Source organism: Streptomyces sp. NPDC102441, from assembly GCF_044765585.1.
GTDB lineage: Bacteria > Actinomycetota > Actinomycetes > Streptomycetales > Streptomycetaceae > Streptomyces.
This window is the reverse complement of the sequence record NZ_JBIWKH010000007.1, coordinates 70,879-95,095: the sequence shown is the minus strand read 5'-3', so window position 1 is coordinate 95,095 and position 24,217 is coordinate 70,879. Positions and strand designations below refer to the sequence as shown.

Genomic DNA, 24,217 nt, shown 5'->3' with positions numbered 1-24,217 from the left:
CAATGATCAGCCAGCAGCCGCTGCAACCACAGGGAGCGATGTGTCCCGCCGTCTCTTCACCTCGGAGTCCGTTACCGAGGGCCACCCCGACAAGATCGCTGACCAGATCAGCGACACGATTCTCGACGCGCTCCTGCGCGAGGACCCCTCCTCGCGCGTCGCCGTCGAGACCTTGATCACCACCGGTCTGGTGCATGTCGCGGGTGAGGTCACGACCAAGGCCTACGCCGACATCCCCAACCTCGTGCGCAACAAGGTGCTGGAGATCGGCTACGACTCCTCCAAGAAGGGCTTCGACGGAGCCTCCTGTGGCGTCTCGGTGTCCATCGGGGCGCAGTCCCCGGACATCGCCCAGGGTGTCGACACCGCGTACGAGAAGCGGGTCGAGGGTGATGAGGACGAGCTCGACAAGCAGGGCGCCGGCGACCAGGGGCTGATGTTCGGCTACGCCTGCGACGAGACCCCCGAGCTGATGCCTCTGCCGATCCACCTCGCGCACCGGCTCTCGCGCCGGCTCTCCGAGGTCCGCAAGAACGGGACCATCCCGTACCTGCGCCCGGACGGCAAGACCCAGGTCACCATCGAGTACGACGGCGACAAGGCCGTCCGCCTCGACACGGTCGTGGTCTCCTCGCAGCACGCCTCCGACATCGACCTGGACTCGCTGCTCGCGCCCGACATCCGTGAGTTCGTCGTCGAGCACGTCCTCAACCAGCTCATCGAGGACGGCATCAAGCTCGACACCGAGGGCTACCGCCTGCTGGTGAACCCGACCGGCCGCTTCGAGATCGGTGGCCCGATGGGCGATGCCGGCCTCACCGGCCGCAAGATCATCATCGACACCTACGGCGGCATGGCCCGCCACGGCGGCGGCGCGTTCTCCGGCAAGGACCCGTCCAAGGTCGACCGCTCGGCCGCGTACGCCATGCGCTGGGTCGCCAAGAACGTCGTGGCGGCCGGGCTCGCCACCCGCTGCGAGGTCCAGGTCGCCTACGCGATCGGCAAGGCCGAGCCGGTGGGCCTGTTCGTCGAGACCTTCGGCACCGCGGCGGTCGAGACGGAGAAGATCGAGCACGCGATCGCCGAGGTCTTCGACCTCCGCCCGGCCGCGATCATCCGCGACCTCGACCTGCTCCGCCCGATCTACGCCCAGACCGCGGCGTACGGCCACTTCGGCCGCGAACTCCCCGACTTCACCTGGGAGCGCACCGACCGCGTGGACGCGCTGCGCGCTGCTGCGGGGCTCTAGCACCGCCCGCAGTCCTTCACGCCGGGGCCCGGACACCTTACGAGGTGTCCGGGCCCCGGCGTGCTGTCCCGGCCGTTCCCGGCGAGCCCGGACGTGTCAGTGGTGTCTGGTAGGAATGTGGCTGTGAGCAGCGACGACGAGCGGTCCGAAGAGCCCGGGTCCGGGACACCGGAGCAGCTTGCGCTCATCCGGGAGACGGTGCGCCAGGCCAAGGTGCCGCGTGCCAAGCCGCGGACCTGGCGGGGCGCCGCGCTCGCCGAGGAGCTGCCGGTCGCCCGCGTCCTGGTGAACAAGGGCGCACTCCACCTCGATCAGTACTTCGACTACGCCGTCCCCGAGGAGCTCGACGCGGACGCGCAGCCCGGCGTCCGGGTCCGGGTGAGGTTCGGGGCCGGCGGACGTCAGGTCCGCGGCGGGAGACGCGAGGGCGGCGGGCTGATCGACGGCTTCCTGATCGAGCGGCGCGCCACGTCGGACTACCAGGGGGTCCTCGCGGCCCTGGCCTACGTCGTCTCGCCCGAACCTGTGCTCGGTCCGGAGCTGCTCGAGCTCTCGCGGGCCGTCGCCGACCGTTACGCGGGCAGCCTCGCGGACGTGCTTCAGCTCGCGGTCCCGCCGAGGAACGGCCGCGCCGAGTCCAAGCCCTCGCCCGAACCCCTGCCGCCGCCGCCCGCCCCGTCGCCCGGGACCTGGGAGAGGTATGCCCAGGGCCCCGGATTCCTGCGGGCACTGGCCGAGGGCGGTGCTCCCCGGGCCGTGTGGACCGCGCTGCCCGGCCCGCACTGGCCCGAGGAGATGGCCCGCGCCATGGCCGCCACCCTGGCCTCGGGCCGGGGCGCGCTCGTCGTCGTACCGGACGGGCGGAGCGCCGGACGGGTCGACGCCGCGCTGACGGCTGTGCTGGGCGAGGGGCGCCACGCGCTGCTGACCGCCGACTCCGGACCTGAGAAGCGCTACCGGCAGTGGCTGGCGGTCCGGCGCGGATCCGTGCGCGCTGTGGTCGGGACCAGGGCCGCGATGTTCGCCCCGGTCGCCGACCTGGGCCTGGTGGCCCTCTGGGACGACGGGGACTCCAGCCACAGCGACGACAACGCCCCCTTCCCGCACGTCAGGGAGGTCCTGGAGCTGCGGGCGGCACACGGCCGCTGCGCGTTCCTGCTGGGCGGCACGAGCTGCACGGTGGAGGCCGCTCAGCTGGTCGAGAGCGGCTGGGCCCTGCCGCTGCGCGCGGACCGCGACCAGCTGCGGACCGCGGCCCCCCTCGTGCGTACCGTCGGCGACGGGGAGCTGGCGCGGGACGGCGCGGCCCGGTCGGCGCGGCTGCCCAGCCTGGCCTGGCAGACCGTGCGCGACGGCCTGCGCAGCGGTCCTGTGCTCGTCCAGGTACCGCGCCGGGGTTACGCGCCCAGGCTGGCCTGCGAGCGCTGCCGTGAAGCCGCGCGGTGCAGACACTGCGCGGGACCGCTGCAGGCGCCTGACCAGCAGGAACTCAACTGCGCCTGGTGCGGGCGCGCCGAGACGGCATGGAGCTGCGCGGCCTGCGGTGGAGTGCGGCTGCGGGCGCAGATCGTCGGAGCCCGCCGGACCGCCGAGGAGCTGGGGCGGGCGTTTCCCGCCGTCCCGGTGCGGACGTCGGGGCGGGACCATGTGCTGGACTCCGTGCCAGGCCGGCCCGCCCTCGTGGTCAGTACCCCCGGGGCGGAGCCGGTGGCCGAGGGCGGTTACGCGGCGGCGCTGCTGCTGGACGGCTGGGCGATGGTCGGCAGGGCCGACCTGCGGGCGGGCGAGGAGGCCCTGCGACGCTGGACGGCCGCCGCCGCGCTGGTGCGGGGACAGCCGGAGGGCGGCACGGTCGTGATCGTGGCCGAGCCGACCCTGCGGCCCGTGCAGGCCCTGGTCCGCTGGGACCCGGTCGGCCACGCCCGCCGCGAGCTCGCGGAACGCGCCGAGCTCGGCTTCCCGCCGGTGTCCCGGATGGCTTCGGTCACCGGCCCGCCGGAGGCGGTGGCCGCCTACCTCGCCGGAGCGGGACTGCCGACCGAGGCGGAGGTGCTCGGCCCGGTGCCCGTGCCCGGAGCCACCCCCGGCAGGCCCCGCAGGCAGGGGGACGCACCCCCCGGCGAGACCTGGGAGCGAGCGCTGGTCAGGGTCCCGCCGGGGCGGGGAGCGGCACTGGCGGCCGCCCTGAAGGCCGCGCAGGCGGCGCGGACGGCCAGGGGCACCGGGGATCCCGTACGGATCAGGATCGATCCGCCGGACATCGGCTGACGCGGCGGCGGGCAGGGCGCCGCGAATTTCCGGACGTCCGGCTCCGACGCCGTCCGTCAGCCGTTGCGCGGGCCGGGGAAGGCGCCGGGGCGGTCCGACGGCTGCGGCGGCATGGAGCGGGCCGCGGGCACGGCCGGCAGCACGGAGGAGGAGCCGGGCGGCGCGGGCAGCGCACGGCTCGTGTTCTCGGAAGCGGCCTCCGCCGTCCCGGGCTGCGGAGTCGCTCGGCGTGCGCCGTAACGACGGTGCACCGCCTGTTTGGTGACTCCGAGGGCGGAGCCCACCGCGTCCCATGAGAAGCCCAGCGAGCGGTCGAAGTCCACCGCAGCGGTCACCAGCGTCTCGACACTGTCCCGGAGCTCCTGGGCGAGCCGGACCGTCGGGGCCGGCGCCCTGCCGTAGACGACGAAGCCCGCGGACGGGCCGGAGCGGCGCGGACGGTAGACGTTGCCCAGCTGCGCAGTGAGGGTACGCAGCGCGTCCACCTGCCGCCGGACCCGCTCGATGTCCCGCACCAACAGGTGCAGACTGGCACGCGCTTGGGCGTCGTGGGTTGCGTGGTCGGCCATGAACAAGCCTCTCGAACCGGCGTTGAAAGGGATCGGACCGCGCGGCGGCGGCCCACTTCGGTCAATCTCACTTGACCAACGCGTCACCCGGCCATGTGGTCACGCAACAGGGGCGTAAGTGCGTATGTGTGGGGCGCACGTATCTGCGTACGCCCCCCGGCGGTCAGGCCGGGTCCGCGGGCCCGCCGGCCTGGCCACGCCCCTGCCGCCGGGCCCTCGGACCGGCCGCGCGGGCCCTCGGGATCGCCCCCTAGACTGGTGTGCTGCTCGCCACGTACGTTCCGGCCCGAGAGGCAGTCCGCCACCCATGAAGCTCGTCTTCGCAGGCACCCCCGAGGTCGCCGTTCCCGCTCTGGACGCCCTGATCGCCTCCGACCGCCACGAGGTGGCCGCCGTGGTGACCCGCCCCGACGCCCCGGCGGGCCGGGGGCGCCGGCTGGTGGCCAGTCCCGTCGCCGAACGTGCCGAGGAGGCGGGCATCGAGGTGCTCAAGCCCGCCAAGCCGCGCGACGAGGACTTCCTGGCACGGCTGCGGGAGATCGCACCGGACTGCTGCCCCGTCGTCGCGTACGGCGCCCTGCTGCCCAGGACCGCGCTGGACGTGCCCGTCAGGGGCTGGGTCAATCTGCACTTCTCACTCCTGCCCGCCTGGCGCGGGGCCGCGCCCGTGCAGCACTCGGTGATGGCCGGTGACGAGGTCACCGGCGCGTCGACCTTCCTGATCGAGGAGGGGCTGGACTCCGGACCGGTCTACGGCGTCCTCACCGAGGAGGTCCGGCCCACCGACACCAGCGGTGATCTGCTCACCCGGCTCGCCTTCGCCGGCGCCGGGCTGCTCGCGGCGACCATGGACGGCATCGAGGACGGCACCCTGCACGCCGTCCCGCAGCCCGCCGAGGGCGTCACCCTCGCGCCCAAGCTCACCGTCGAGGACGCAGAGGTGCAGTGGTCCGCGCCCGCGCTCCGCGTCGACCGTGTCGTGCGCGGCTGCACCCCCGCCCCGGGGGCGTGGACCCTCTTCCGCGGGGAGCGCCTCAAGCTGGTCCAGGCCGTGCCCGTCCTGGACCGCACCGATCTCGCCCCGGGCGAGCTGTCCGCGGGCAAGAACAACGTGTACGCGGGCACCGGCTCGCACGCAGTGGAGCTCCTCTGGGTCCAGCCGCAGGGCAAGAAGCCGATGAGGGCCGCCGACTGGGCCCGCGGCGTGCGCATCGCCCACGGCGAGCTGCTGGGGCTCTGAGGCCCGGGCCCCGGCCCGGGCGACGTACGCTGGACGGGTTCGTCCCCTCACCATCAGCGGAGCACCTTTCACGTGAACGACCAGCAGCGTCGCCGTCCCGCCACACCGCACCGGCGTCCCAAGAAGGACCCGGTCCGCTTCCTCGCCTTCGAGGTGCTCAGGGCCGTGGACGAGCGCGACGCCTACGCCAACCTCGTCCTCCCTCCGATGCTGAAGAAGGCGCGCGCCCAGGGCGATTTCGAGGCCAGGGACGCGGCGCTGGCGACCGAGCTGGTCTACGGGACGCTGCGTCGGCAGGGCACCTACGACGCGATCGTCGCCGCCTGCATCGACCGGCCGCTGCGCGAGGTCGACCCGCCTGTGCTCGACGTGCTCAACATGGGCGTCCACCAGCTGCTCGGCACCCGCATCCCCACCCACGCCGCCGTCTCCGCCAGCGTGGAGCTGGCGCGGGTGGTGCTGGGTGAAGGCCGGGCCAAGTTCGTCAACGCGGTGCTGCGCAAGGTCTCCGCGCACGACCTCGACGGCTGGGTGGAGCGCGTCGCGCCGCCGTACGAGGAGGACGCCGAGGAACACCTCTCCGTCGTCCACTCGCATCCCCGGTGGATCGTCTCCGCCCTCTGGGACGCCCTGGGCAGCGGCCGGGCCGGGATCGAGGACCTGCTGGAGGCCGACAACGAGCGGCCCGAGGTGACGCTGGCCGCACGCCCCGGGCGCTCCACCCCCGACGAACTGCTGGAGGCACTCGGCGAGGAGAGCGGACTGCCCGGTCGCTGGTCGCCGTACGCCGTGCGTATGGCCGAAGGCGGCGAGCCCGGCGCCCTGGCCGCCGTACGGGACGGCAGCGCAGGGGTGCAGGACGAGGGCAGCCAGCTCGTCGCCGCCGCCCTGGCCAACGCCCCGGTCGAGGGCGGCGACACCCGGTGGCTGGACGGCTGCGCAGGACCGGGCGGCAAGGCCGCGCTGCTGGCCGCGCTGGCCGCAGGACGCGGCGCGGCCCTGCTCGCAGCGGAGAAGCAGCCGCACCGCGCCCGGCTCGTCGAGCGCACGCTGGCCGGCAACCCGGGGCCGTATCAGGTGATCACCGCCGACGGCACCAGGCCGCCGTGGCGGCCCGGCTCCTTCGACCGGGTCCTGATGGACGTGCCCTGCTCCGGCCTCGGTGCGCTGCGCAGGCGCCCGGAGTCCCGCTGGCGGCGGCGCGCGGAGGACCTGGAGAGCTTCGCCCCCCTGCAACGCGGTCTGCTGCGTGAGGCGTTGAAGGCCGTACGCGTCGGCGGGGTCGTCGGCTACGCGACCTGCTCACCGCACCTCGCGGAGACCAGGGTCGTCGTCGAGGACGTGCTCAAGGGGCGCGGCGGGGAGCCGTTCGAGGCGGAGTGGGTCGACGCCCGCCCGCTGCTTCCCGGAGTCCCCGCCCTGGGCGACGGGCCCGACATCCAGCTCTGGCCGCATCTGCACGGCACCGACGCGATGTACCTCGCGCTGCTGCGCCGCACGGGCTGACCCGACCACACCAGCTGATCACACCACGTGATCACGGAGGCGGAATAGCCGGGAATGCGCGAACCGTGATGATCCCGTGAGGCTTTGGGGCGTACCGAGGCGAGGAAGTGGCGCCGGGCATGGCAGGCTTGGGTGCATGGCCCAGATCAACCCCAGCATCCTGTCCGCCGACTTCGCCCGTCTCGCCGAGGAGGCGAAGGCAGTGGAAGGCGCCGACTGGCTCCATGTCGATGTCATGGACAACCATTTCGTGCCCAACCTGACACTCGGCGTGCCCATCGTGGAGGCGCTGAGCAAGGCGACGGACACCCCGCTGGACTGCCATCTCATGATCGAGGACGCGGACCGCTGGGCCCCGCAGTACGTCGAGGCAGGTGCGGGCTCGGTCACCTTCCACGCGGAGGCCGCAGCGGCGCCCGTGCGGCTGGCCCGGGAGATCAGGGCGAAGGGCGCCCGTGCCTCCATGGCGCTCAAGCCCGCGACGCCCATCGAGCCTTACGAGGACCTCCTCCCCGAGCTCGACATGCTGCTGATCATGACGGTGGAGCCGGGCTTCGGCGGCCAGGCGTTCCTGGACATCATGCTGCCGAAGATCCGCCGTACCCGTGAGCTGATCTCCAAGCACGGTCTGGAGCTGTGGCTCCAGGTCGACGGCGGCGTCTCGGCCACCACCATCGAGCGGTGCGCCGAGGCCGGCGCGGACGTGTTCGTCGCCGGCTCCGCGGTCTACGGGGCCGAGGACCCGGCCCAGGCGGTGCGGGCGCTGCGCGCGCAGGCGGACACGGTCACGGCTTCCGCACCCTGGGCATGCGGCCACTGAACAAAGCTCGGATGAACGCGGCCCGACGGGCCTGATCAGGGATCGCCGCATCTGACAGGATGAACGGCGTATCAGCGTGTGAACAGCAGTGAGGAGATCGCGGTGTCTGGCATCTCGGCGGGTCGGTCAGCCATGCGGATGGGACCCGCGGAGCTGGTGCAGGCGGCGGCCATGGCCCGCCGGTTCTACCTCGAGGGAAAGTCCAAGATCCAGATCGCCGAGGAGTTCGGCGTCAGCCGCTTCAAGGTGGCCCGGGTTCTGGAGACGGCCCTCGAGCGTGATCTCGTACGCATCGAGATCCGGGTACCGGCGGAGCTGGACGCGGAGCGCTCCGACGCGCTCCGGGCCCGATTCGGCCTGCGGCACGCTGTCGTGGTCGAGTCCCCGGCGGAGGAGCAGGACGACGCGGCCGATCCGGAGAACCTGGGTGAGGTGGCGGCCGAGCTGCTCGGCGAGCTGGTGAACGAGGGCGATGTGCTGGGGCTGGCCTGGGGCCGCTCCACCATCCACATGGCGGCGGCCCTCGACCGGCTGCCCCCGTGCACGGTCGTGCAGCTGACCGGCGTCTACGACGCGGGCACGGCGGAACGAGGCTCGGTCGAGGCGGTCCGCCGCGCCGCGCAGGTGTCCGGCGGTGAGGCACACCCGATCTACGCTCCGATGCTGCTGCCCGATCCGGCGACGGCGGCTGCCCTGCGCCACCAGACCGGAATCGCCCGCGCCTTCGAGTACTTCGACAAGGTGACGGTCGCCGCGGTCTCCATCGGCTCCTGGGAGCCCGGCATCTCCACCGTCCACGACATGCTCTCCGACGAGGAGCGGGCCCATTACGCCTCGCTCGGTGTGGCGGCGGAGATGTCCGCGCACCTCTTCGACTCCAACGGGCGCCGCGTCGGCCGGGATCTCGGCGAGCGGTGTATCACCGTGGAGGCCGACCGGCTGCGCCGGATCCCCGAGGTGGTGGCCATCGCCGGAGGGCAGCGGAAGGCCGCGGCGATCGGCGCGGTGCTGCGCTCGGGGCTGGTCACCAGCCTCGTCACGGACACCGCCGCCGCCGACTACCTTCTGACGGAGTTCGCCGCCGGAGGCCGCCCCGCGCTGGAGCGGTCCGACCCCGACGACTGACCGGGTCGCGACTGGCTCCCCGCCGTGCCGGGAGAGTCAGTCGCCCGCGCCCAGCCGTGCGTGGTCCGGGCTCACGCCGAGGACGGACTCCTCCAGATACGCTCCGGGCTCCGCGTACTGGCTGACATCCGCCGGGTTGTAGCGGGGGGTCTGCCGCGACCAGTCCAGGTTTCCGCGCATCCAGCTCCGCATCCCGTCGAGATAGGGCACGAGCAGGCCCGACAGCTCCGGGTACAGGCCGAGCAGCTCGGCCTCCGCGGCAAGGAAGCGTCTCGTCTCGGAGGCTGTCTCCGCGCACACGTGCTCGAGCGCCTGGCGTTTGCCGTAGCCGCGGTGGTGACGGACCAGATGGACGAGATTGTGGATCTCGCCCAGCACCTGCTCCTTCTCGTAGGAGTAGACGTCGTTCGCCCAGCACACCACGTTGCAGGACGCTTCGAGCGCCGTGATGAACAGTGCGTCGTTGTGGACCGACTCGGGCGCCCCTATGCCGGCCACGATCTCTATCAGGTCCATGCACACATGGATCGCCCCGGTGTGCCGGCGCCGGGCGATGTACGTCGCCTCGGACGGAACGACCCCGTCGGCGCGGTTTCCCGCCTCCCAGGTGGTGGCTGTCGTCAGATAGGTCATGAGGTGCCAGGCGAAGCGGGCCCGCCAGTGGGGGGAGGCCTGCGGAATCGTACGTTCCCACAGGTCGGCCAGGGCGATGAGCGCGGCGGGCGCCTCCTCGTCCGGCCCGGGGCCGGGAGCCGCGCCCTCGACCACGGCTCGCATCCGCTCCACCACGTCGCGTACGCGGCCGGGGCTGCGGCCCAGGTGCCCGTCGTCCAGCTGGTCGTCGACGAGGAAGAGCCAGACGAACCAGTCGGCGACCAGGTCGAGGTGCTCGCTGCTTGCCGTCGGGTACACCATGCCCACGAAGGCGCCGAAGTCGGCCTGCTCGAATCGTCGCCTGGCCGATTCCCGGTGTACGAGCCCGGTGCGCCGTGTCCAGGCGTCGAGGTGCTCACGGGTGTGGCTCACATGCGGATTGGTCCGCTGGGGGAACGGGCAGTAGATGTCGGGCAGTTCGCTCTCCACAGGCGGATCCCCATCCTCTCCGGCCAGACGTGCGACAGGTGTTCCGGGCTCGCGGGCGGGGTCGCGCCCACAACGGGGACCTGCGGATTTGAAGCTACCTGACCCTGCGTCACCCGGTCCAGGGATAGTGATCACGAAGGAGCGAATCCTGTTCGGGTAGGGTCCATGGGTAAGGCAGGTTTCCACTTGCCCGGCCCCCGGGCGGCCTCCTTGGAGGAACCGACGAACGCGGGGGTCCATTGCTGTGTCTTCGTGGAAACGACCTGCACCGTTTCGTATGAAAAAATGGGTGTTATGCGTTTTCTTGAGCCCGGCACCGGTCGCTACACGACCTCTCCCTCGGTCCCCTACGACCTGACGTACGACGATGTCTTCATGGTCCCCGGTCGCTCGGCGGTCGGCTCCCGGCAGGCGGTGGATCTCTCGTCGCCGGACGGCAGCGGCACCACCATTCCGCTCGTCGTCGCGAACATGACCGCCATCGCGGGCCGCCGGATGGCCGAAACCATCGCCCGTCGCGGTGGTCTGGTCGTGATCCCCCAGGACATCCCGCTCGAGGTCGTCACCGAGGTCATCGGTTGGGTCAAGAAGCGCCACCTCGTGCTCGACACCCCCATCGTGCTGGCCCCCGGACAGACCGTCGCCGACGCGCTGTCCCTCCTGCACAAGCGGGCCCACGGGGCCGGCGTCGTCGTCGACGCCGAGAACCGGCCGGTCGGTGTCGTCACCGACCACGACCTGACCGGGGTGGACCGTTTCACCCAGCTCTCCGAGGTCATGTCCAGGGACCTGGTCGTGCTCGACGCGGACATCGACCCCCGTGAGGCCTTCAACAAGCTCGACGGCGCCAACCGCAAGCTCGCCCCGGCGGTCGACGCGCGCGGCCGGCTCGTCGGCATCCTCACCCGCAAGGCCGCGCTGCGCGCGACGCTCTACACCCCCGCGACGGACGCGGACGGCAAGCTGCGGATCGCGGCGGCCGTCGGTATCAACGGCGATGTGGCGGGCAAGGCCAAGCAGCTCCTCGACGCCGGTGTCGACACCCTCGTCGTGGACACCGCGCACGGTCACCAGGAATCCATGATCAGCGCGGTCGCAGCCGTCCGGGCGCTGGACCCGGGCGTGCCGATCGTCGCGGGCAACGTCGTGGCGGCCGAGGGCGTGCGTGACCTGATCGAGGCGGGCGCCGACATCATCAAGGTCGGTGTGGGCCCCGGCGCGATGTGCACCACCCGCATGATGACCGGCGTCGGCAGGCCGCAGTTCTCCGCCGTACTGGAGTGCGCCGCAGAGGCGAAGAAGCACGGCAAGCACGTCTGGGCCGACGGAGGCGTCCGCCACCCGCGCGACGTGGCGATGGCGCTCGCCGCCGGAGCGTCCAACGTCATGATCGGTTCCTGGTTCGCCGGGACGTACGAGTCGCCCGGCGACCTCCAGCAGTCCGCCGACGGGCGGTACTACAAGGAGTCGTTCGGCATGGCCTCGGCGCGCGCGGTCAAGAACCGCACCTCGGAGGAGTCCGCCTACGACCGGGCCCGCAAGGCACTGTTCGAGGAGGGCATCTCCACCTCGCGGATGTTCCTCGACCCCACCCGCCCCGGGGTGGAGGACCTGATCGACTCGATCATCGCCGGTGTGCGTTCCTCCTGCACCTACGCGGGTGCGAACTCGCTCGAGGAGTTCGCCGAGAAGGCGATCGTCGGTGTGCAGAGCGCCGCGGGCTACGCGGAGGGCAAGCCGCTCCACGCCAGCTGGAACTGATCCCACGGGCCCGGCGGCCCCGCTCCACAGGTGCCTCTCCCCGGTGTTCGCGCCGGGAGGGGCACCTTCCGCATGCGTGCCCGAGTCGCGAACCGCGTCTCCCCTTCAACTTGGTTGCCGGATAAGTAATATGAGCCGCAATCAGCTGCCCGCCCCTCTGCGGTAAGGGATTTCATGTCTTCCTTCTTCACCGACCTGGCCCAGCAGTACATCGACGGCGAGTGGAGGCCGGGGAAGGGGTCCTGGGACATCATCGACTTCAACCCGTACAGCGGGGAGAAACTCGCCTCGGTCACCGTCGCGACGGCCGCCGAGGTCGACCAGGCCTACCGGGCCGCGGAGCGGGCCCAGCCGGGCTGGGCCGACACGAACCCTTACGCCCGGCGGACGGTGCTGGAGAAGGCGCTGCGCGTCGTCGAGGAGCGTGAGACCGAGATCGGCGAGGCGATCGTCGCGGAGCTGGGCGGCACCCGGCTCAAGGCGGGCTTCGAGCTGCACCTGGCCAAGGAGTTCCTGCGCGAGGCGGTCCAGCTCGCGCTGCGGTCCACCGGGCAGATACTTCCCTCGCCGACCGAGGGCAAGGAGAACCGTGTCTACCGGCTCCCCGTCGGAGTCGTGGGTGTCATCAGCCCCTTCAACTTCCCCTTCCTGCTGTCGCTCAAGTCGGTCGCGCCCGCGCTCGCCCTCGGCAACGCCGTGGTCCTCAAGCCACACCAGAACACCCCGGTATGCGGCGGCACGCTGATCGCCAAGGTGTTCGAGGAGGCGGGGCTGCCCGCCGGACTGCTGAACGTCGTGGTCACCGACATCGCCGAGATCGGCGACGCCCTGCTGGAGCACCCCGTCCCCCAGGTCATCTCCTTCACCGGCTCGGACAGGATCGGCCGGCACGTCGCGACGGTCTGCGCGGCCAACCTCAAGCGCGCGGTGCTCGAACTCGGCGGCAACAGCGCGCTGATCGTCCTGGACGACGCGGATGTGGACTACGCCGTCGACGCGGCCGTCTTCAGCCGCTACGTCCACCAGGGCCAGGTCTGCATGGCGGCCAACCGCATCCTGGTGGACCGCTCGGTGGAGCAGGAGTTCACCGAGAAGTTCGTCGCCAAGGTCGCCTCCCTCCGTGTCGGTGACCCGGCCGACCCCGCGACCCACATCGGCCCGCTGATCAGCTCCTCGCAGGCAGACGCGGTGTCGAAGCTCGTCGACGAGACCGTGGAGGCGGGCGCCACGGCGCTGCTGCACGGCCGGGCCGAGGGCAATGTGGTGAGCCCGTCCGTGCTGACCGGCCTCGCCGCCGATTCCCCCGTCCTCCAGCAGGAGATATTCGGGCCGGTGGCGCTGCTCGTCCCCTTCGACGGCGAGGACGAGGCCGTACGGATCGCCAACGACACCCCGTACGGGCTGAGCGGCGCCGTCCACACCGGCAACATCGAGCGGGGCGTACGGGTCGGACAGCGGATCCGCACCGGCATGATCCACATCAACGACGGCACAGTCCACGACGAGCCCCTCGTCCCCTTCGGCGGGGAGAAGAGCTCGGGCCTCGGACGGCTGAACGGTGAGTCGATGCTCGAGGCGTTCACCACGCAGAAGTGGATCTCGGTCCAGCACGGCCGCTCGGAGTTCCCCTTCTGACCGGCCCTTCCCCGCGGTGAGCGCGCCCCGCGCGGGGCGCGCGTGGTCTACTTCGGGGGCGGCCCCAGGGTCTTTCGAAGACCTGGCCGCCCCCGAGTCCTTCCGCCGCAGAGAAGTGATCCACCCGAAGTGCGCCTGAACGACCTCGACGAACGCATCGTCCACGCCCTCGCCGAAGACGCCCGCCGCTCCTACGCCGACATCGGCGCCCTCATCGGCCTCTCCGCCCCCGCGGTGAAACGCCGGGTGGACCGGCTGCGCGCCGAGGGCGCCATCACGGGCTTCACCGTGCGGGTCGACCCGGCGGCGCTCGGCTGGGAGACCGAGGGGTTCATCGAGATCTACTGCAGCCGCAACACCGCCCCCGAAGCGATCAAGCGGGGCCTCTCGGCGTATCCGGAGATCGCGTCCGCGTCCACGGTCACCGGGGACGCCGACGCGGTCGTGCAGGTCTTCGCCGCCGACATGCGCCACTTCGAGCAGGTGCTGGAGCGGATCGCGGGCGAGCCGTACGTCGAGCGGACCAAGTCGGTCCTCGTCCTCTCCCCGCTGCTGCGGCGGTACTCCTCCTCCGGCCCCCCGGCCTGACCTGGTCCTCAGGCATGCCGACGGGCGCGGGGGGTACCGAAAGCACCCGTCCGGCCCGCGAGAACGCCACACGCAACGAATCACCGCCCGGGGTGATTTCCACGCAACGGATCGACGGTGCACGCGCAACAATCGCGCCTTGTCGGCCGTGAGCCCCACGCCGTACCTTCAATACGTCTCCCCACCCCGCCCGTCCCGCCCGAGGTCAGCCATGCCGCCGTTGCGTACCGCCCTGCTCCAGAGCTCCGGACGTGCCGGCTCCGTGGACGCCAACCTGGCCACGCTCGACGAGGCCGCCGCGCGGGCCGCCACCGCGGGTGCCCGGCTGCTGGTCTGCCCGGAGCTGTTCCTCACCGGATACGCCATCGGCGACGCCGTCCCGGAGCTGGCCGAGCCGGCGGACGGCCCCGCCGCGCGAGCGGTCGCCGACATCTGCGTACGCCACGGCGTCGCCGTCCACTACGGCTACCCGGAACGGGCCGGAGAGGCGGTCTTCAACGCGGCGCAGCTCATCGGCCCCGACGGTTCGCCACTCGCGAACTACCGCAAGACCCACCTCTTCGGCAGCTTCGAGGAGAAGTGGTTCACCCCCGGCGAGCGACCCGTGGTGCAGGCCGAGCTGGACGGCGTACGGATCGGGCTGCTGATCTGCTACGACGTCGAGTTCCCGGAGAACGTACGCGCGCATGCCCTGGCCGGGACCGACCTGCTGCTGGTCCCGACCGCGCTGATGCACCCGTTCACCTTCGTCGCCGAATCCGTCGTGCCGGTCCGTGCCTTCGAGAGCCAGCTCTACATCGCATACGTCAACAGGGCAGGCAGGGAAGGCGAGTTCGACTTCACCGGGCTGAGCTGCCTGGCCGGCCCCGACGGCACGGTCCGCGTCCGCGCAGGCCGCGGCGAGGAACTCCTCGTCGGCGAGGCCGACTCCGGACTGCTCGCCGCGTCCCGCGCCGCCAACCCGTATCTCCAGGACCGCCTCCCCGGCCTTTACGGCTCCCTGGTCTGAGCACCCGCCCCGTTCCGCGCTTCCCCCGCAAGGAGTCCGTACCCCATGACGTCCACGGTGCCCAACGCCGTCCAGCACACCGACGCGCAGCCGCCGATCACCATGTTCGGGCCGGACTTCCCTTATGCCTACGACGACTTCCTCGCCCACCCGGCGGGCATCGGGCAGATACCGGCCACCGAACACGGCACCGAGGTCGCCGTCATCGGCGGCGGGCTCTCCGGAATCATCACCGCGTACGAACTCATGAAGATGGGGCTGAGGCCCGTCGTCTACGAGGCGGACCGGATCGGCGGCCGGCTGCGCACCGTCGGTTTCGACGGCTGCGACCCCTCGCTGACCGCCGAGATGGGCGCCATGCGCTTCCCGCCCTCGTCCACCGGGCTCCAGCACTACATCGACCTGGTGGGCCTGGAGACCGAGCCGTTCCCCAACCCGCTCTCCCCGGCGACCCCTTCGACCGTCGTCGACCTCAAGGGCGAGTCCCACTACGCGCGCACCATCGACGACCTGCCCCAGGTGTACCGCGAGGTGATGGACGCCTGGAACACGTGCCTGGAGGAAGGCGCCGACTTCTCCGACATGAACCGCGCGATGCGCGAGCGTGACGTCCCGCGCATCCGGGAGATCTGGGCGGAGCTCGTCGAGAAGCTGGACGACCAGACCTTCTACGGCTTCCTGTGCGGTTCGGACGCGTTCGCGTCCTTCCGGCACCGCGAGATCTTCGGCCAGGTCGGCTTCGGCACGGGCGGCTGGGACACCGACTTCCCCAACTCGATCCTGGAGATCCTCCGCGTCGTCTACACCGAGGCCGACGACCACCACCGGGGGATCGTCGGCGGCAGCCAGCAGCTGCCGCTGCGCCTGTGGGACCGCGACCCGCAGAAGACCGTCCACTGGCCGCCCGGCACGTCGCTGTCCTCCCTGCACGACGGGCAGCCGCGCGGTGCCGTGACCCGGCTCGACCGCACCGCGGGCAACCGGATCACGGTCACCGACGCCACCGGTGACATCCGCACCTACCGGGCGGCGGTCTTCACCGGACAGTCCTGGCTGCTGCTCTCCAAGATCGCCTGCGACGACGCGCTCTTCCCGATTGACCACTGGACGGCGATGGAGCGCACCCACTACATGGAGTCGTCCAAGCTGTTCGTGCCCGTCGACCGGCCGTTCTGGCTCGACAAGGCCGTCGACGGCACAGGGGAACCCACGGGCCGGGACACGATGTCCATGACGCTCACCGACCGGATGACGCGGGGGACGTACCTCCTGGACGACGGGCCCGACAGGCCGGCCGTCATCTGTCTCTCCTACACCTGGTGCGACGACAGCCTGAAGTGGCTGCCGCTCTCCCCGAACGAGCGCATGGACGTCATGCTGAAGTCGCTCGGCGAGATCTATCCGGGCGTCGACATCCGTAAGCACATCATCGGCAACCCGGTCACCGTCTCCTGGGAGAACGAGCCGTATTTCATGGGCGCGTTCAAGGCCAACCTGCCCGGCCACTACCGCTACCAGCGGCGCCTGTTCACCCACTTCATGCAGGACCGGCTGCCCGACGACAAGCGCGGCCTCTTCCTCGCGGGCGACGACATATCGTGGACGGCAGGCTGGGCCGAGGGAGCCGTGCAGACCGCGCTGAACGCCGTATGGGGAGTGATGACGCAGTTCGGCGGTACCACCGACCCGGCGAACCCGGGCCCGGGCGACGTCTACGACGAGATCGCACCGGTCGAGCTACCGGAGGGCTGAGGGGGCGGCCGTCCCAGCGGCGCGCTTCGGACAGGCATCGCTTCGCCGCCGCGCCTGCTGGCTTACGCGCACAAGGCCGGGGGAGTCCGGCGGCTGCAAGGGATCCGCCGGTTCCTTCACTCCGGACTACGCCTACATGCCGGCCACGGGCTGAGCCGTACGGCCCGGCGTCCCTTCCGGGGCGGCCTGTTCCTCCGTCCGTGCCTCGTGACCGGGGAGGTCGAGACGCTGGTGCACCAGGCGGGCGAAGTGGCTCAGGGTGCGTCCGGTGGCCAGGTCAGCCGGCGCGAGACGGACGGCGAAAAGATCACGTGCGCCGACGAGGAACTGCATGCCGAGCAGGGAGTCCAGGCCGAAGTCGGTGACGGGGCGGGTGGGGTCCAGGTCGGCCTGATCGGTCTGCAGGACCCCGGCGAGGAGTTGGCCGAGCGCGTCGGTGATCCTCTGTACTGCCTCGTCGGTCGGCAGACCGGCCAGCGTCCCCAGGAGCTGGTTGCGGTCGTCCGGCGAAGCGAGGGATGAGGACGGCACCAGCCGGGCGAACCGTGGCGTGGCCAGAGCGGGCAGCAGGTGACGCGCTGTCCCCCAGCGGTAGCGTCCCGCTCCCGCGACATCGGTGCCGGCGGCAAGCAGGTGGCCGGCGGCCGTCAGGGCCTCCGCGGGGGCGAGGAGTTCGAGACCGCGTTCGGCCATGGCCGTCTCCATGCCGCTGCGGGCGACGTAACCGGTTTCGCTGATGGGCCCCCAGGCCATCGCCGTACCCGGTTTGCCGGCGCTGTGCCGGGCCCGTGCACATGCTTCCAGGTAGGCGTTGGCCGCCGCATAGGCGGCCTGGCCGGGGTTGCCGATGGTGGCGGAGACGGAGGAGTAGGTGAGGAAGAGGTCCAGGCCGCGGTCCGCGGTGAGCTGGTCCAGCAGTGCCGCTCCTGTCGCCTTGGGCGCCAGCACGGCGGCGAACCGGGCATCGGTGAGCTCGGACTGCGGTGCGTCGTCCATGTGCATGGCAGCGTGCACGATGCCGCGCAGTCGGTGTCCTGTGGCGTCCACGGTCTCGATGACCCGGCGCAGCACGGCCTCGTCGGTGACGTCGGCGGCGTAGGCCGTGGCACGTACGCCCCGGCCGGTGAGTTGCTTGAGCAGGGCGGGTGCCTCGGGAGCGTCAGGTCCGCGCCGAGAGAGCAGGGCCAGGTGCCGGGCCCCGTGGTCGGCCAGCCAGTGGGCCGTGGCGGCACCGAGTCCGCTCAGCCCGCCGGTGACCATGTAGGTGCCGTCGTTGTCGAGAGTGAGGGTGCCGGGGGCGGGTTCGACGAGGACGGGTTCGTCCAGGGGGTCGAAGCTGATCACGACCTTGCCGGTGTGCCGGGAGTGCTGCAGGAGGTGGAAGGCCTCGTCGACGCGGGCGGCGGGGTAGACCGTGTGGGGCAGCGGCCGGTAGGAGCCGCAGTTGATCTGGTCGTCGAAGACCGAGATGAGACGGGAGCGGAGGGCGGGGGAGTCCATGACGGCGTCGAGGTTGAAGGCGGTGAAGGTGAGGCTGCGGTGGAAGGGGCGCAGCGTCATCGGATTGTTGAGGTAGATGTCCCGCTTGCCGAGTTCGATGAACCGTCCGTTGGGACGCAGGAGGTCGAGGTTGTGGGCGATGGCCTCGCCGCTCAGGGAGTTCACCACGACGTCGACGCCCCGGCCGCCGGTCAGCTCCCGTACCCGGGGGACGAAGTCCAGGCTGCGGGAGTCGAGGACGTGTTCGGCGCCGAGCGTGCGGAGCAGGTCTCGCTTGGTCTCCGTACCGGCGGTGGCGATGACCCGGGCACCCTGGTTGCGGGCGCACTGCAGGACGGCCAGGCCTACGGCTCCGGCTCCACCGTGGACGAGCACGGTCTCCCCGCGGCCGAGGCATGCCTGGTTGACCAGGGTGTGATGGACGGTCAGGAAGGCGACGGGGAAGGTCGCCGCTTCCTCGAAGCTCATCGCGTCGGGGATGCGGACGACGGCGTCGGCGGAGGTCGTCGCGTGGGAGGCGAGGGCCGCCGGCACGAGCCCACAGACCCTGTCGCCGGGCTTCAGGCCCTGCACACCCGGTCCCACGGAACGTACGATGCCGGCGCCGTCCGTTCCCAGACCCCGGCTGAGGGGACTGTTCTCCACCGCTTCGGGCGGCAGCAGGCCGTTGGCCCGCATGGGGTCGCGGTAGTTCAGAGCCACGGCCCGCATCTCGAGGGCCACCTCCCCCTCCCCGGGTCCGGAGACATCGGTCTCCCGCCAGATCAGGCGTCGGTGCAGGCTCGGGTTGCGGGCTTCCAGAATGAAGGGCGTGTGGGCGGGGACGGCGGGGAGTTCGTCCTCCGCGTGCTGGAGATGCCGGGGCACGAAACGGCCGTGCGCGGTCAGGACGATCTCGTCCTCCTGGGCGCTCTCGTCGTCGCCGGCGGCGAGGATTTCCCGCGCGAGACGGTGTGCGTCGGCGGCCGTCGCCCCGGCGCGTTGCAAGGAGAGACGTCGCACGCGCAGGTCGGGGCGCTCGTTGGCGAGTGTGCGGCACGCTGCCCAGACGGCCGCGTCGGCCGGGTGCGTGGGCTGCTCAGGGGCTGGGAACAGGCCCGTCGGGCGGGTGACGAGCCACAGTCGTGGGCCGGTGCGGTCGTGGAGGCTGTCGCAGGCTGCGGACAGGGCGCGCAGGAGGGCCGCGCGGCGGGTGGTCAGGGGGGTGACGGTCTGCTGCGGTCCGGGTTCGGCGAGCAGCAGGACGACGTGCGGTTCGCGGTCGGTGGTCAGCACCCCGGCCCAGGCGTCGGCCTCCTCGGACGCGGCGACGACGGTGGCCTCCCCGAGAAGGGCTGCCAGGGCCTGTGCGGTCTGCGTCTCGGTGTCGTCCTCGACGGCGATGATCCAGGAGGCCCCAGGGACCGGAGTCGGTACCTCGGTCTCGGCGGCGTGGCTGTGGGCGGCTGCGGCGAGGATCACGGAGCGGTCATCGGGCCCGGTCCGCACCGGGTCGGGGAAGCCGCACCGGCGCAGCAGCGGTACCCACCCCTCGCGGGCGAGGATGCGGGACGCGGGGCGCAGGGTGTGATCGCCGCGCTCCCAGAAATCCTCCACCGTGCCGAACAGCAGGGCCTGTAGCTGAGCGTGGTGCTGTTCGGTGGCCAGCAGATGCCCGCCGGGAGCCAGCACGGTGTGCAGATGCCGCAGGGTCGCGGCCAGGTCGTGGGTGGCGTGCAGGGCGTCGCCGGCCAGGACGAGGTCGAAACCGGCTCGGGGCAGGCTCTGGCCGGTCAGGTCGGTGTTCAGGTCCAGGGTGCGGTAGTCGACGAAGTCGTGCCCGGCGAAGCGGTGTTCGGCGCGGGTGAGACCGGCGCCGGTGGCGGCCGTGCAGGTGTAGCGGGTCCGGTCGGCCGGCAGCATGGGCAGCGCGGCGGCCGTCAGGGCACCGGTGGTCGCACCGATCTCCAGGACGCGCAGCGGACGGTCGGCGGGCCACCGGGCGACGATGTCGCCGAGAACGGCCTGGACGGCACGGTGGGTGAAGCGGTGGGACGGTCCGGTCTCGCGGAGCTGGTCGTACGCGCTGTCCCCTGGCGGCAGGAGATCCTGTGCGTCGACGCTGCCCCGCACCAGGTCGGCCAGGTGGCGCAGATGCCGGTTGAGGAGCAGTGTGTCGGAGCCGAACGCGGGGTGGTCCTCCACGAGGCCGCGCAGCAGTTCCTCGGAGCGGATCTCGGCTTCGGTCAGCTGCCAGGTCTCTCCGGCCGGACGGGCGAGACCGTGCTCGACCAGCAGGGGCATCATCAGCCGCACCAGCCGGCGGTGCCGGGACCGAAGGCCTCCGCTCACCAGGTCGGGCATCGAGAACGGGGCCGCCGGGTCGGCGAGAAGGCCGTGCAGCGTCCTGGCCCAGCAGTGGGCCCCGGCCTGTTCGGCGGCGGCGACGAACCGGTGGTGGCCGCTGTCGTCCAGGGCGGCGCGTGCCGCGGTGATACGGGGCTCGGCCGCGCGCACCACCTCGGCAGGAGAGGGAAGCGGAGAGGGATGCGCGGGTGCGTCTGTGTACGGGGCGGCCCGTAGAACGGTGCGCTGGACGGTCAGGGGTGTGTGTTCCGACATGCCGCCGCGGCGGGTACGACAGCCGTCGATCTCGACGGTGACCGTGCCGTCGGCGTCGGCATAGGTGATGTCCCAGCAGATCTCGTTGGCGCTGCGGCTGCGACGGCGCAGATGCACGATTCCGGTGGGTGCGGGGGTGCGCCATACGCGCACGGATCCGAACACCGTCGGCAGGAAGCCGGCGGATTCCGCCGTGAGTTCGGACAGGGCCACGGTGGCCTGCAGCGGTGCGTCGAGAAGTACCGGGTGGGCGGTGTAGGCGTCAGCGGGGTGCTGGAGCCGGTAGGAGACCAGTACCTCGCCCTCGCCGACGTCCAGGTGCTCGATGAGCTGGAAGGCCGGCCCGCAGTTCAGTCCGACGCGGTGGCACGTCCGGTAGAAGTCCGCGCCGCCGAGGCCTCTGTGACAGCGTGCCCGGAGAGCGTCGACGTCGAGGGGAGGCGGCGCCGCTCCGAGCAGGGTGCGGACCTGGGCTCGTACGGCGGGCAGGCACTCGCCGCCGTGTTCTTCGCGGACGCTGATGGTCAGGGCGCCGTCGTCGGGGGTGACGGAGGTCTGCAGGGCGATCGGTGTCGGGTCCGGCCAGGGCAGAGCCAGTGGACGGCTGATCTCCAGGTGCCGCACCTCGACCGGGCGCTCCATGGCGCGCCGGCCCGCGCTCAGAGCCATCTCCACATAGGCGGCGGCCGGCATGAGCACGTCGTCCCCGATCTTGTGGTCACCCAGCCAGGGCACCAGCTGGGGCTCGACGGTGCCGTGCCACACGGGGTGCGGGGCAGGCATCCGCTCGCCCACCAGGGGGTGGTCGAGGGCGCCGGAGCCGCTGGTACCTGCGACGCGGTCCTGCGCGGTGCCGTGCCAGTACCGTTCGTGCTGCCACGGGTAGGCGGGCAGCCCCGCCACCTGGCCAGGGCGGGGGAAGTGGAGCTGCCAGTCCGTGGCCGGGTCGGCGGCCAGCAGCGCGGCGACAGTGCCCGCGGTCTCGCGGACGCCGTCCCCGTCCCGGTGCAAGGTCGCGACGTAGGAGATGTCCGTGTGGCGCAGATAGGGGCGCAGTACCGGGTGCGGGCCGATCTCGACCACACTGCCGGCGCCCTCGGACACGAGGTGGGTGACGGCCTCGGCGAAGCGGACCGGCTCGCGGACGTTACGCCACCAGTAGCGCGCGTCCAGTTCCGGCCCGCTCAGCGGTGTGCCGGTGACGGTGGAGACGAACGGGATGCGGGCGGTGCCGGGGGCCAGCCCTTCCAGAGTGGTGCACAGCTGTTCCTCGATGGGGTCCATGGCACGGCTGTGGAAGGCGTAGTCCAGGTCCAGTTCGCGGAAGAAGACGCCGCGGCCTGTCAGTTCCCGCCCCCATGAGGCCAGTTCGTCGGCGGAGCCGGCGACGGTCACGGCACGGTCGCTGTTGACTCCCGCGATCTCCAGCGCACCGTCGTAGCGCAGGAGTTCCTCGCGTGCCTGTTGCTCGCCCAGTCCGACGGCGGCCATGCGGCCTCTGCCCGCCGTGGTGGCCTGGGTGCGGCTGCGTTCGGCGATGACCAGTGCCGCCTGTTGCAGGGTCAGGACTCCGGCGACGTAGGCGGCGGCGACCTCACCGACGCTGTGCCCGGCCACCGCCTGAGGCCGCAATCCGTGCGAGGCCAGCAGCGCGGTCAGGCCCACCTGTACGGCGAACAGGGCCGGCTGGGCGACCTCGGTACGCTGCCACGTGCGGGGGGAGGGATACGCCAGTTCCTTGGCCACCGACCAGCCCAGGTGCGGGGCGAGGGCGGCGTCGGCCTCCTCGACGGCCGCGCGGAAGACCGCCTCGTGCTCCAGCAGGTCGGCGGCCATGCCTGGCCACTGCGACGCGTTACCCGAGAACACGAAGACGGTGCCGCCCTGCGCGTTCCTTCGCACGATCGCTCCGTGGGCGGGCTCCCCTGCCACCAGCCGGTCCAGCTGCCGCGCGGCGTCCTGCGGGTCGGCGGCCATGACCGCGGCGCGGTGCGGGTGGGCGCTGCGGCGCACCGTACTGGTGTAGGCGAGGTCGTAGAACTCGTCGGGCTGCGTGGCCCGCAAGCGTTCTGCCACCCCGGCGGCCAGTTGCTTCAGAGCCTTGGGAGAGCGCGCGGAGACGACCAGCGGCAGTGGGCGGAGGCCGGGGGGCCGCCCCGCGTCGGGCCGAGGAACGGAAGGGGGCGGAGTCAGGACGGCGTGGGCGTTCGCTCCGCCGAAGCCGAAGGCGTTCACGCCTACTGCCGCGGCCTGCCCCTGGGGCAGTAGGACCGGCTCGACCGTCGGGGACAGCCCGAGGGCGCCGAAGTCGATCGCCGGGTTGAGCGGAAGGGCGTGCAGGGACGCGGGCGCGATCCGGTGCCGCAGTACCAGGATCGCCTTGAGCAGGCCCGCCATTCCGGAGGCGGGTTCGAGGTGGCCCAGGTTGGTCTTCACGGAGCCGACCGGCAAGGGGCCGTTCCGCCGGTGACGGGCCAGCGCCCGGCCGATGGCCTCGGCTTCCGCCGGATCCCCGACCTGGGTGCCCGTGCCATGGGCCTCGAAGTACACCAGGTCGTCCGGGCTGATCCCGGCTTCAGCGTAGACCGCGTGCAGCAGCGCCTCCTGGACCTCGGCGCTGGGCACGACCATGCCGGTGCTGCGGCCGTCGGTGTTGTTGCCGGTGGCCGCGAGCACGGCGTGGATGCGGTCCCCGTCGGCCACCGCGTCCTCAAGACGCTTGAGGACGAGCACCCCGCCGCCCTCGGCACGGACGAAGCCGTCGGCGTCCGCGGAGAAGGCCGCGCAGCGTCCGCGCCGCGACAGCATGCCCGCATAGGAGAATCCGGCGAAGGAGTAGGGGCTGCTCAGTACGTTGACGCCGCCGACCAGGGCGACACGGCTGGAGCCCTCGTGCAGGGTGCGGCAGGCGCGGTCCACGGCGACCAACGCGGAGGAGCAGGCGGTGTCGATGGCCATGCTGGGCCCGCGCAGGTCGAAGGCGTACGACATCCGGTTCGCCGTGATGGAGAGCGTGGCACCGGGCATGGTGTGCGGGCTCTTGTGGTCCTGCATCAGTGTGAGCGTCGTGCCGTAGGCGGGGTCGGAGACCCCCACGTAGACGCAGGTGTCCGACCCTGCCAGCGACTCGACGGGAATGGCGGCGTCGTCGAGTGCCTCCGCGGCCATCTCCAGCAGGAGGCGCTGCTGCGGGTCGATGTGCCGCGCCTCCGCTGGGGAGATTCCGAAGTAGGCGGCGTCGAAGGAGGCGACGTCCGCGAGGAACCCTCCGGCGGCGGTGTAACTGCGGCCGGGGCGCACGGCCCCCGGGTCGACCATCCTGTCCCTGGGCAGCCGGTCGGCGGGCATCTCGCCGACCATGTCCTGCCCGTCACGCAGCGTGGACCACAGTCCGTCCAGGTCGGTGATTCCTCCGGGAAGTCGACAACCGACACCCACCACCGCTACGGACCGTTCACGCTGCCGCTCTGCCATGACCCCGCCTTTTCACACCGATTGCAGACTTTGTGGG

General features: G+C 71.8%; 14 protein-coding genes. 11 read left to right on the top strand and 3 right to left on the bottom strand.

Annotation, left to right across the window (positions count from 1 at the left end; translation table 11 throughout):
* Window positions 1-40: 40 nt before the first annotated feature.
* Both metK and ACIREO_RS16855 read left to right on the top strand, forming a co-directional pair.
* On the top strand, window positions 41-1,249 hold the full coding sequence (gene metK, locus ACIREO_RS16860) for a methionine adenosyltransferase (RefSeq protein ID WP_404110196.1): 1,209 nt from the start codon (window positions 41-43) through the stop codon (window positions 1,247-1,249).
* Between the two features lie 123 nt (window positions 1,250-1,372).
* Complete coding sequence (locus ACIREO_RS16855; protein ID WP_404110193.1) at window positions 1,373-3,517, top strand: primosomal protein N'; 2,145 nt, start codon at window positions 1,373-1,375, stop codon at window positions 3,515-3,517.
* Between the two features lie 56 nt (window positions 3,518-3,573).
* On the opposite strand, the gene ACIREO_RS16850 is transcribed toward ACIREO_RS16855, so the two are convergent.
* The gene (locus ACIREO_RS16850) at window positions 3,574-4,086 is read right to left on the bottom strand and encodes a hypothetical protein (protein WP_404110190.1); all 513 of its coding nucleotides are present in this window, start codon (window positions 4,084-4,086) and stop codon (window positions 3,574-3,576) included.
* A 307-nt stretch (window positions 4,087-4,393) separates the two neighbouring features.
* Here ACIREO_RS16850 and fmt point away from each other — a divergent pair, with 307 nt between their 5' ends.
* The 4 genes from fmt (at window position 4,394) to ACIREO_RS16830 (ending at window position 8,777) form a co-directional block, all read left to right on the top strand.
* The gene (gene fmt, locus ACIREO_RS16845; protein ID WP_404110188.1) at window positions 4,394-5,326 is read left to right on the top strand and encodes a methionyl-tRNA formyltransferase; all 933 of its coding nucleotides are present in this window, start codon (window positions 4,394-4,396) and stop codon (window positions 5,324-5,326) included.
* A 72-nt stretch (window positions 5,327-5,398) separates the two neighbouring features.
* On the top strand, window positions 5,399-6,832 hold the full coding sequence (locus ACIREO_RS16840; RefSeq protein WP_404110186.1) for an RsmB/NOP family class I SAM-dependent RNA methyltransferase: 1,434 nt from the start codon (window positions 5,399-5,401) through the stop codon (window positions 6,830-6,832).
* A gap of 136 nt (window positions 6,833-6,968) precedes the next feature.
* Entirely contained in the window at window positions 6,969-7,652 is a 684-nt protein-coding gene (gene rpe / locus ACIREO_RS16835) for a ribulose-phosphate 3-epimerase (RefSeq protein ID WP_404110183.1), read from the top strand.
* A 138-nt stretch (window positions 7,653-7,790) separates the two neighbouring features.
* Entirely contained in the window at window positions 7,791-8,777 is a 987-nt protein-coding gene (locus tag ACIREO_RS16830) for a sugar-binding transcriptional regulator (RefSeq protein ID WP_404111057.1), read from the top strand.
* A 36-nt stretch (window positions 8,778-8,813) separates the two neighbouring features.
* Here the strand turns inward: ACIREO_RS16830 and ACIREO_RS16825 are convergent, their stop codons facing one another.
* Window positions 8,814-9,860 carry a terpene cyclase gene (locus ACIREO_RS16825; protein ID WP_404110180.1) on the bottom strand — a complete coding sequence of 349 codons (1,047 nt, stop codon included), beginning with the start codon at window positions 9,858-9,860 and terminating at the stop codon, window positions 8,814-8,816.
* A gap of 294 nt (window positions 9,861-10,154) precedes the next feature.
* On the opposite strand from ACIREO_RS16825, the gene ACIREO_RS16820 reads away from it, so the two are divergent.
* The 5 genes from ACIREO_RS16820 to ACIREO_RS16800 all read left to right on the top strand — a co-directional run bounded on the left by ACIREO_RS16820 (window position 10,155) and on the right by ACIREO_RS16800 (window position 16,605).
* Window positions 10,155-11,621: a GuaB1 family IMP dehydrogenase-related protein gene (locus tag ACIREO_RS16820; protein ID WP_404110177.1), complete on the top strand. Its 1,467-nt coding sequence runs from the start codon at window positions 10,155-10,157 to the stop codon at window positions 11,619-11,621.
* Between the two features lie 174 nt (window positions 11,622-11,795).
* Window positions 11,796-13,256: an aldehyde dehydrogenase family protein gene (locus ACIREO_RS16815; protein ID WP_404110174.1), complete on the top strand. Its 1,461-nt coding sequence runs from the start codon at window positions 11,796-11,798 to the stop codon at window positions 13,254-13,256.
* A 129-nt stretch (window positions 13,257-13,385) separates the two neighbouring features.
* Window positions 13,386-13,844, top strand: coding sequence for an Lrp/AsnC family transcriptional regulator (locus tag ACIREO_RS16810; RefSeq protein WP_104790440.1), 459 nt, complete (start codon window positions 13,386-13,388; stop codon window positions 13,842-13,844).
* Window positions 13,845-14,055: 211 nt separating this feature from the next.
* A complete protein-coding gene (locus tag ACIREO_RS16805; protein ID WP_404110171.1) occupies window positions 14,056-14,853 on the top strand; it encodes a carbon-nitrogen hydrolase family protein in 798 nt (265 codons plus the stop codon).
* 45 nt (window positions 14,854-14,898) lie between these two features.
* Window positions 14,899-16,605, top strand: coding sequence for a flavin monoamine oxidase family protein (locus tag ACIREO_RS16800; RefSeq protein WP_404110169.1), 1,707 nt, complete (start codon window positions 14,899-14,901; stop codon window positions 16,603-16,605).
* Between the two features lie 132 nt (window positions 16,606-16,737).
* Here ACIREO_RS16800 and ACIREO_RS16795 read toward each other — a convergent pair whose 3' ends face one another.
* The gene (locus ACIREO_RS16795) at window positions 16,738-24,180 is read right to left on the bottom strand and encodes an SDR family NAD(P)-dependent oxidoreductase (RefSeq protein ID WP_404110166.1); all 7,443 of its coding nucleotides are present in this window, start codon (window positions 24,178-24,180) and stop codon (window positions 16,738-16,740) included.
* Window positions 24,181-24,217: the final 37 nt, after the last annotated feature.

What these genes read in the sequence shown, in the direction of transcription:
- ACIREO_RS16850 (WP_404110190.1), bottom strand. Translation starts at nt 4,086, where the DNA reads ATGGCCGACCACGCAACCCACGACGCCCAAGCGCGTGCCAGTCTGCAC.
- fmt (WP_404110188.1), top strand. Translation starts at nt 4,394, where the DNA reads ATGAAGCTCGTCTTCGCAGGCACCCCCGAGGTCGCCGTTCCCGCTCTG.
- rpe (WP_404110183.1), top strand. Translation starts at nt 6,969, where the DNA reads ATGGCCCAGATCAACCCCAGCATCCTGTCCGCCGACTTCGCCCGTCTC.
- ACIREO_RS16830 (WP_404111057.1), top strand. Translation starts at nt 7,791, where the DNA reads ATGGGACCCGCGGAGCTGGTGCAGGCGGCGGCCATGGCCCGCCGGTTC.
- ACIREO_RS16820 (WP_404110177.1), top strand. Translation starts at nt 10,155, where the DNA reads ATGCGTTTTCTTGAGCCCGGCACCGGTCGCTACACGACCTCTCCCTCG.
- ACIREO_RS16815 (WP_404110174.1), top strand. Translation starts at nt 11,796, where the DNA reads ATGTCTTCCTTCTTCACCGACCTGGCCCAGCAGTACATCGACGGCGAG.
- ACIREO_RS16805 (WP_404110171.1), top strand. Translation starts at nt 14,056, where the DNA reads ATGCCGCCGTTGCGTACCGCCCTGCTCCAGAGCTCCGGACGTGCCGGC.
- ACIREO_RS16800 (WP_404110169.1), top strand. Translation starts at nt 14,899, where the DNA reads ATGACGTCCACGGTGCCCAACGCCGTCCAGCACACCGACGCGCAGCCG.
- ACIREO_RS16795 (WP_404110166.1), bottom strand. Translation starts at nt 24,180, where the DNA reads ATGGCAGAGCGGCAGCGTGAACGGTCCGTAGCGGTGGTGGGTGTCGGT.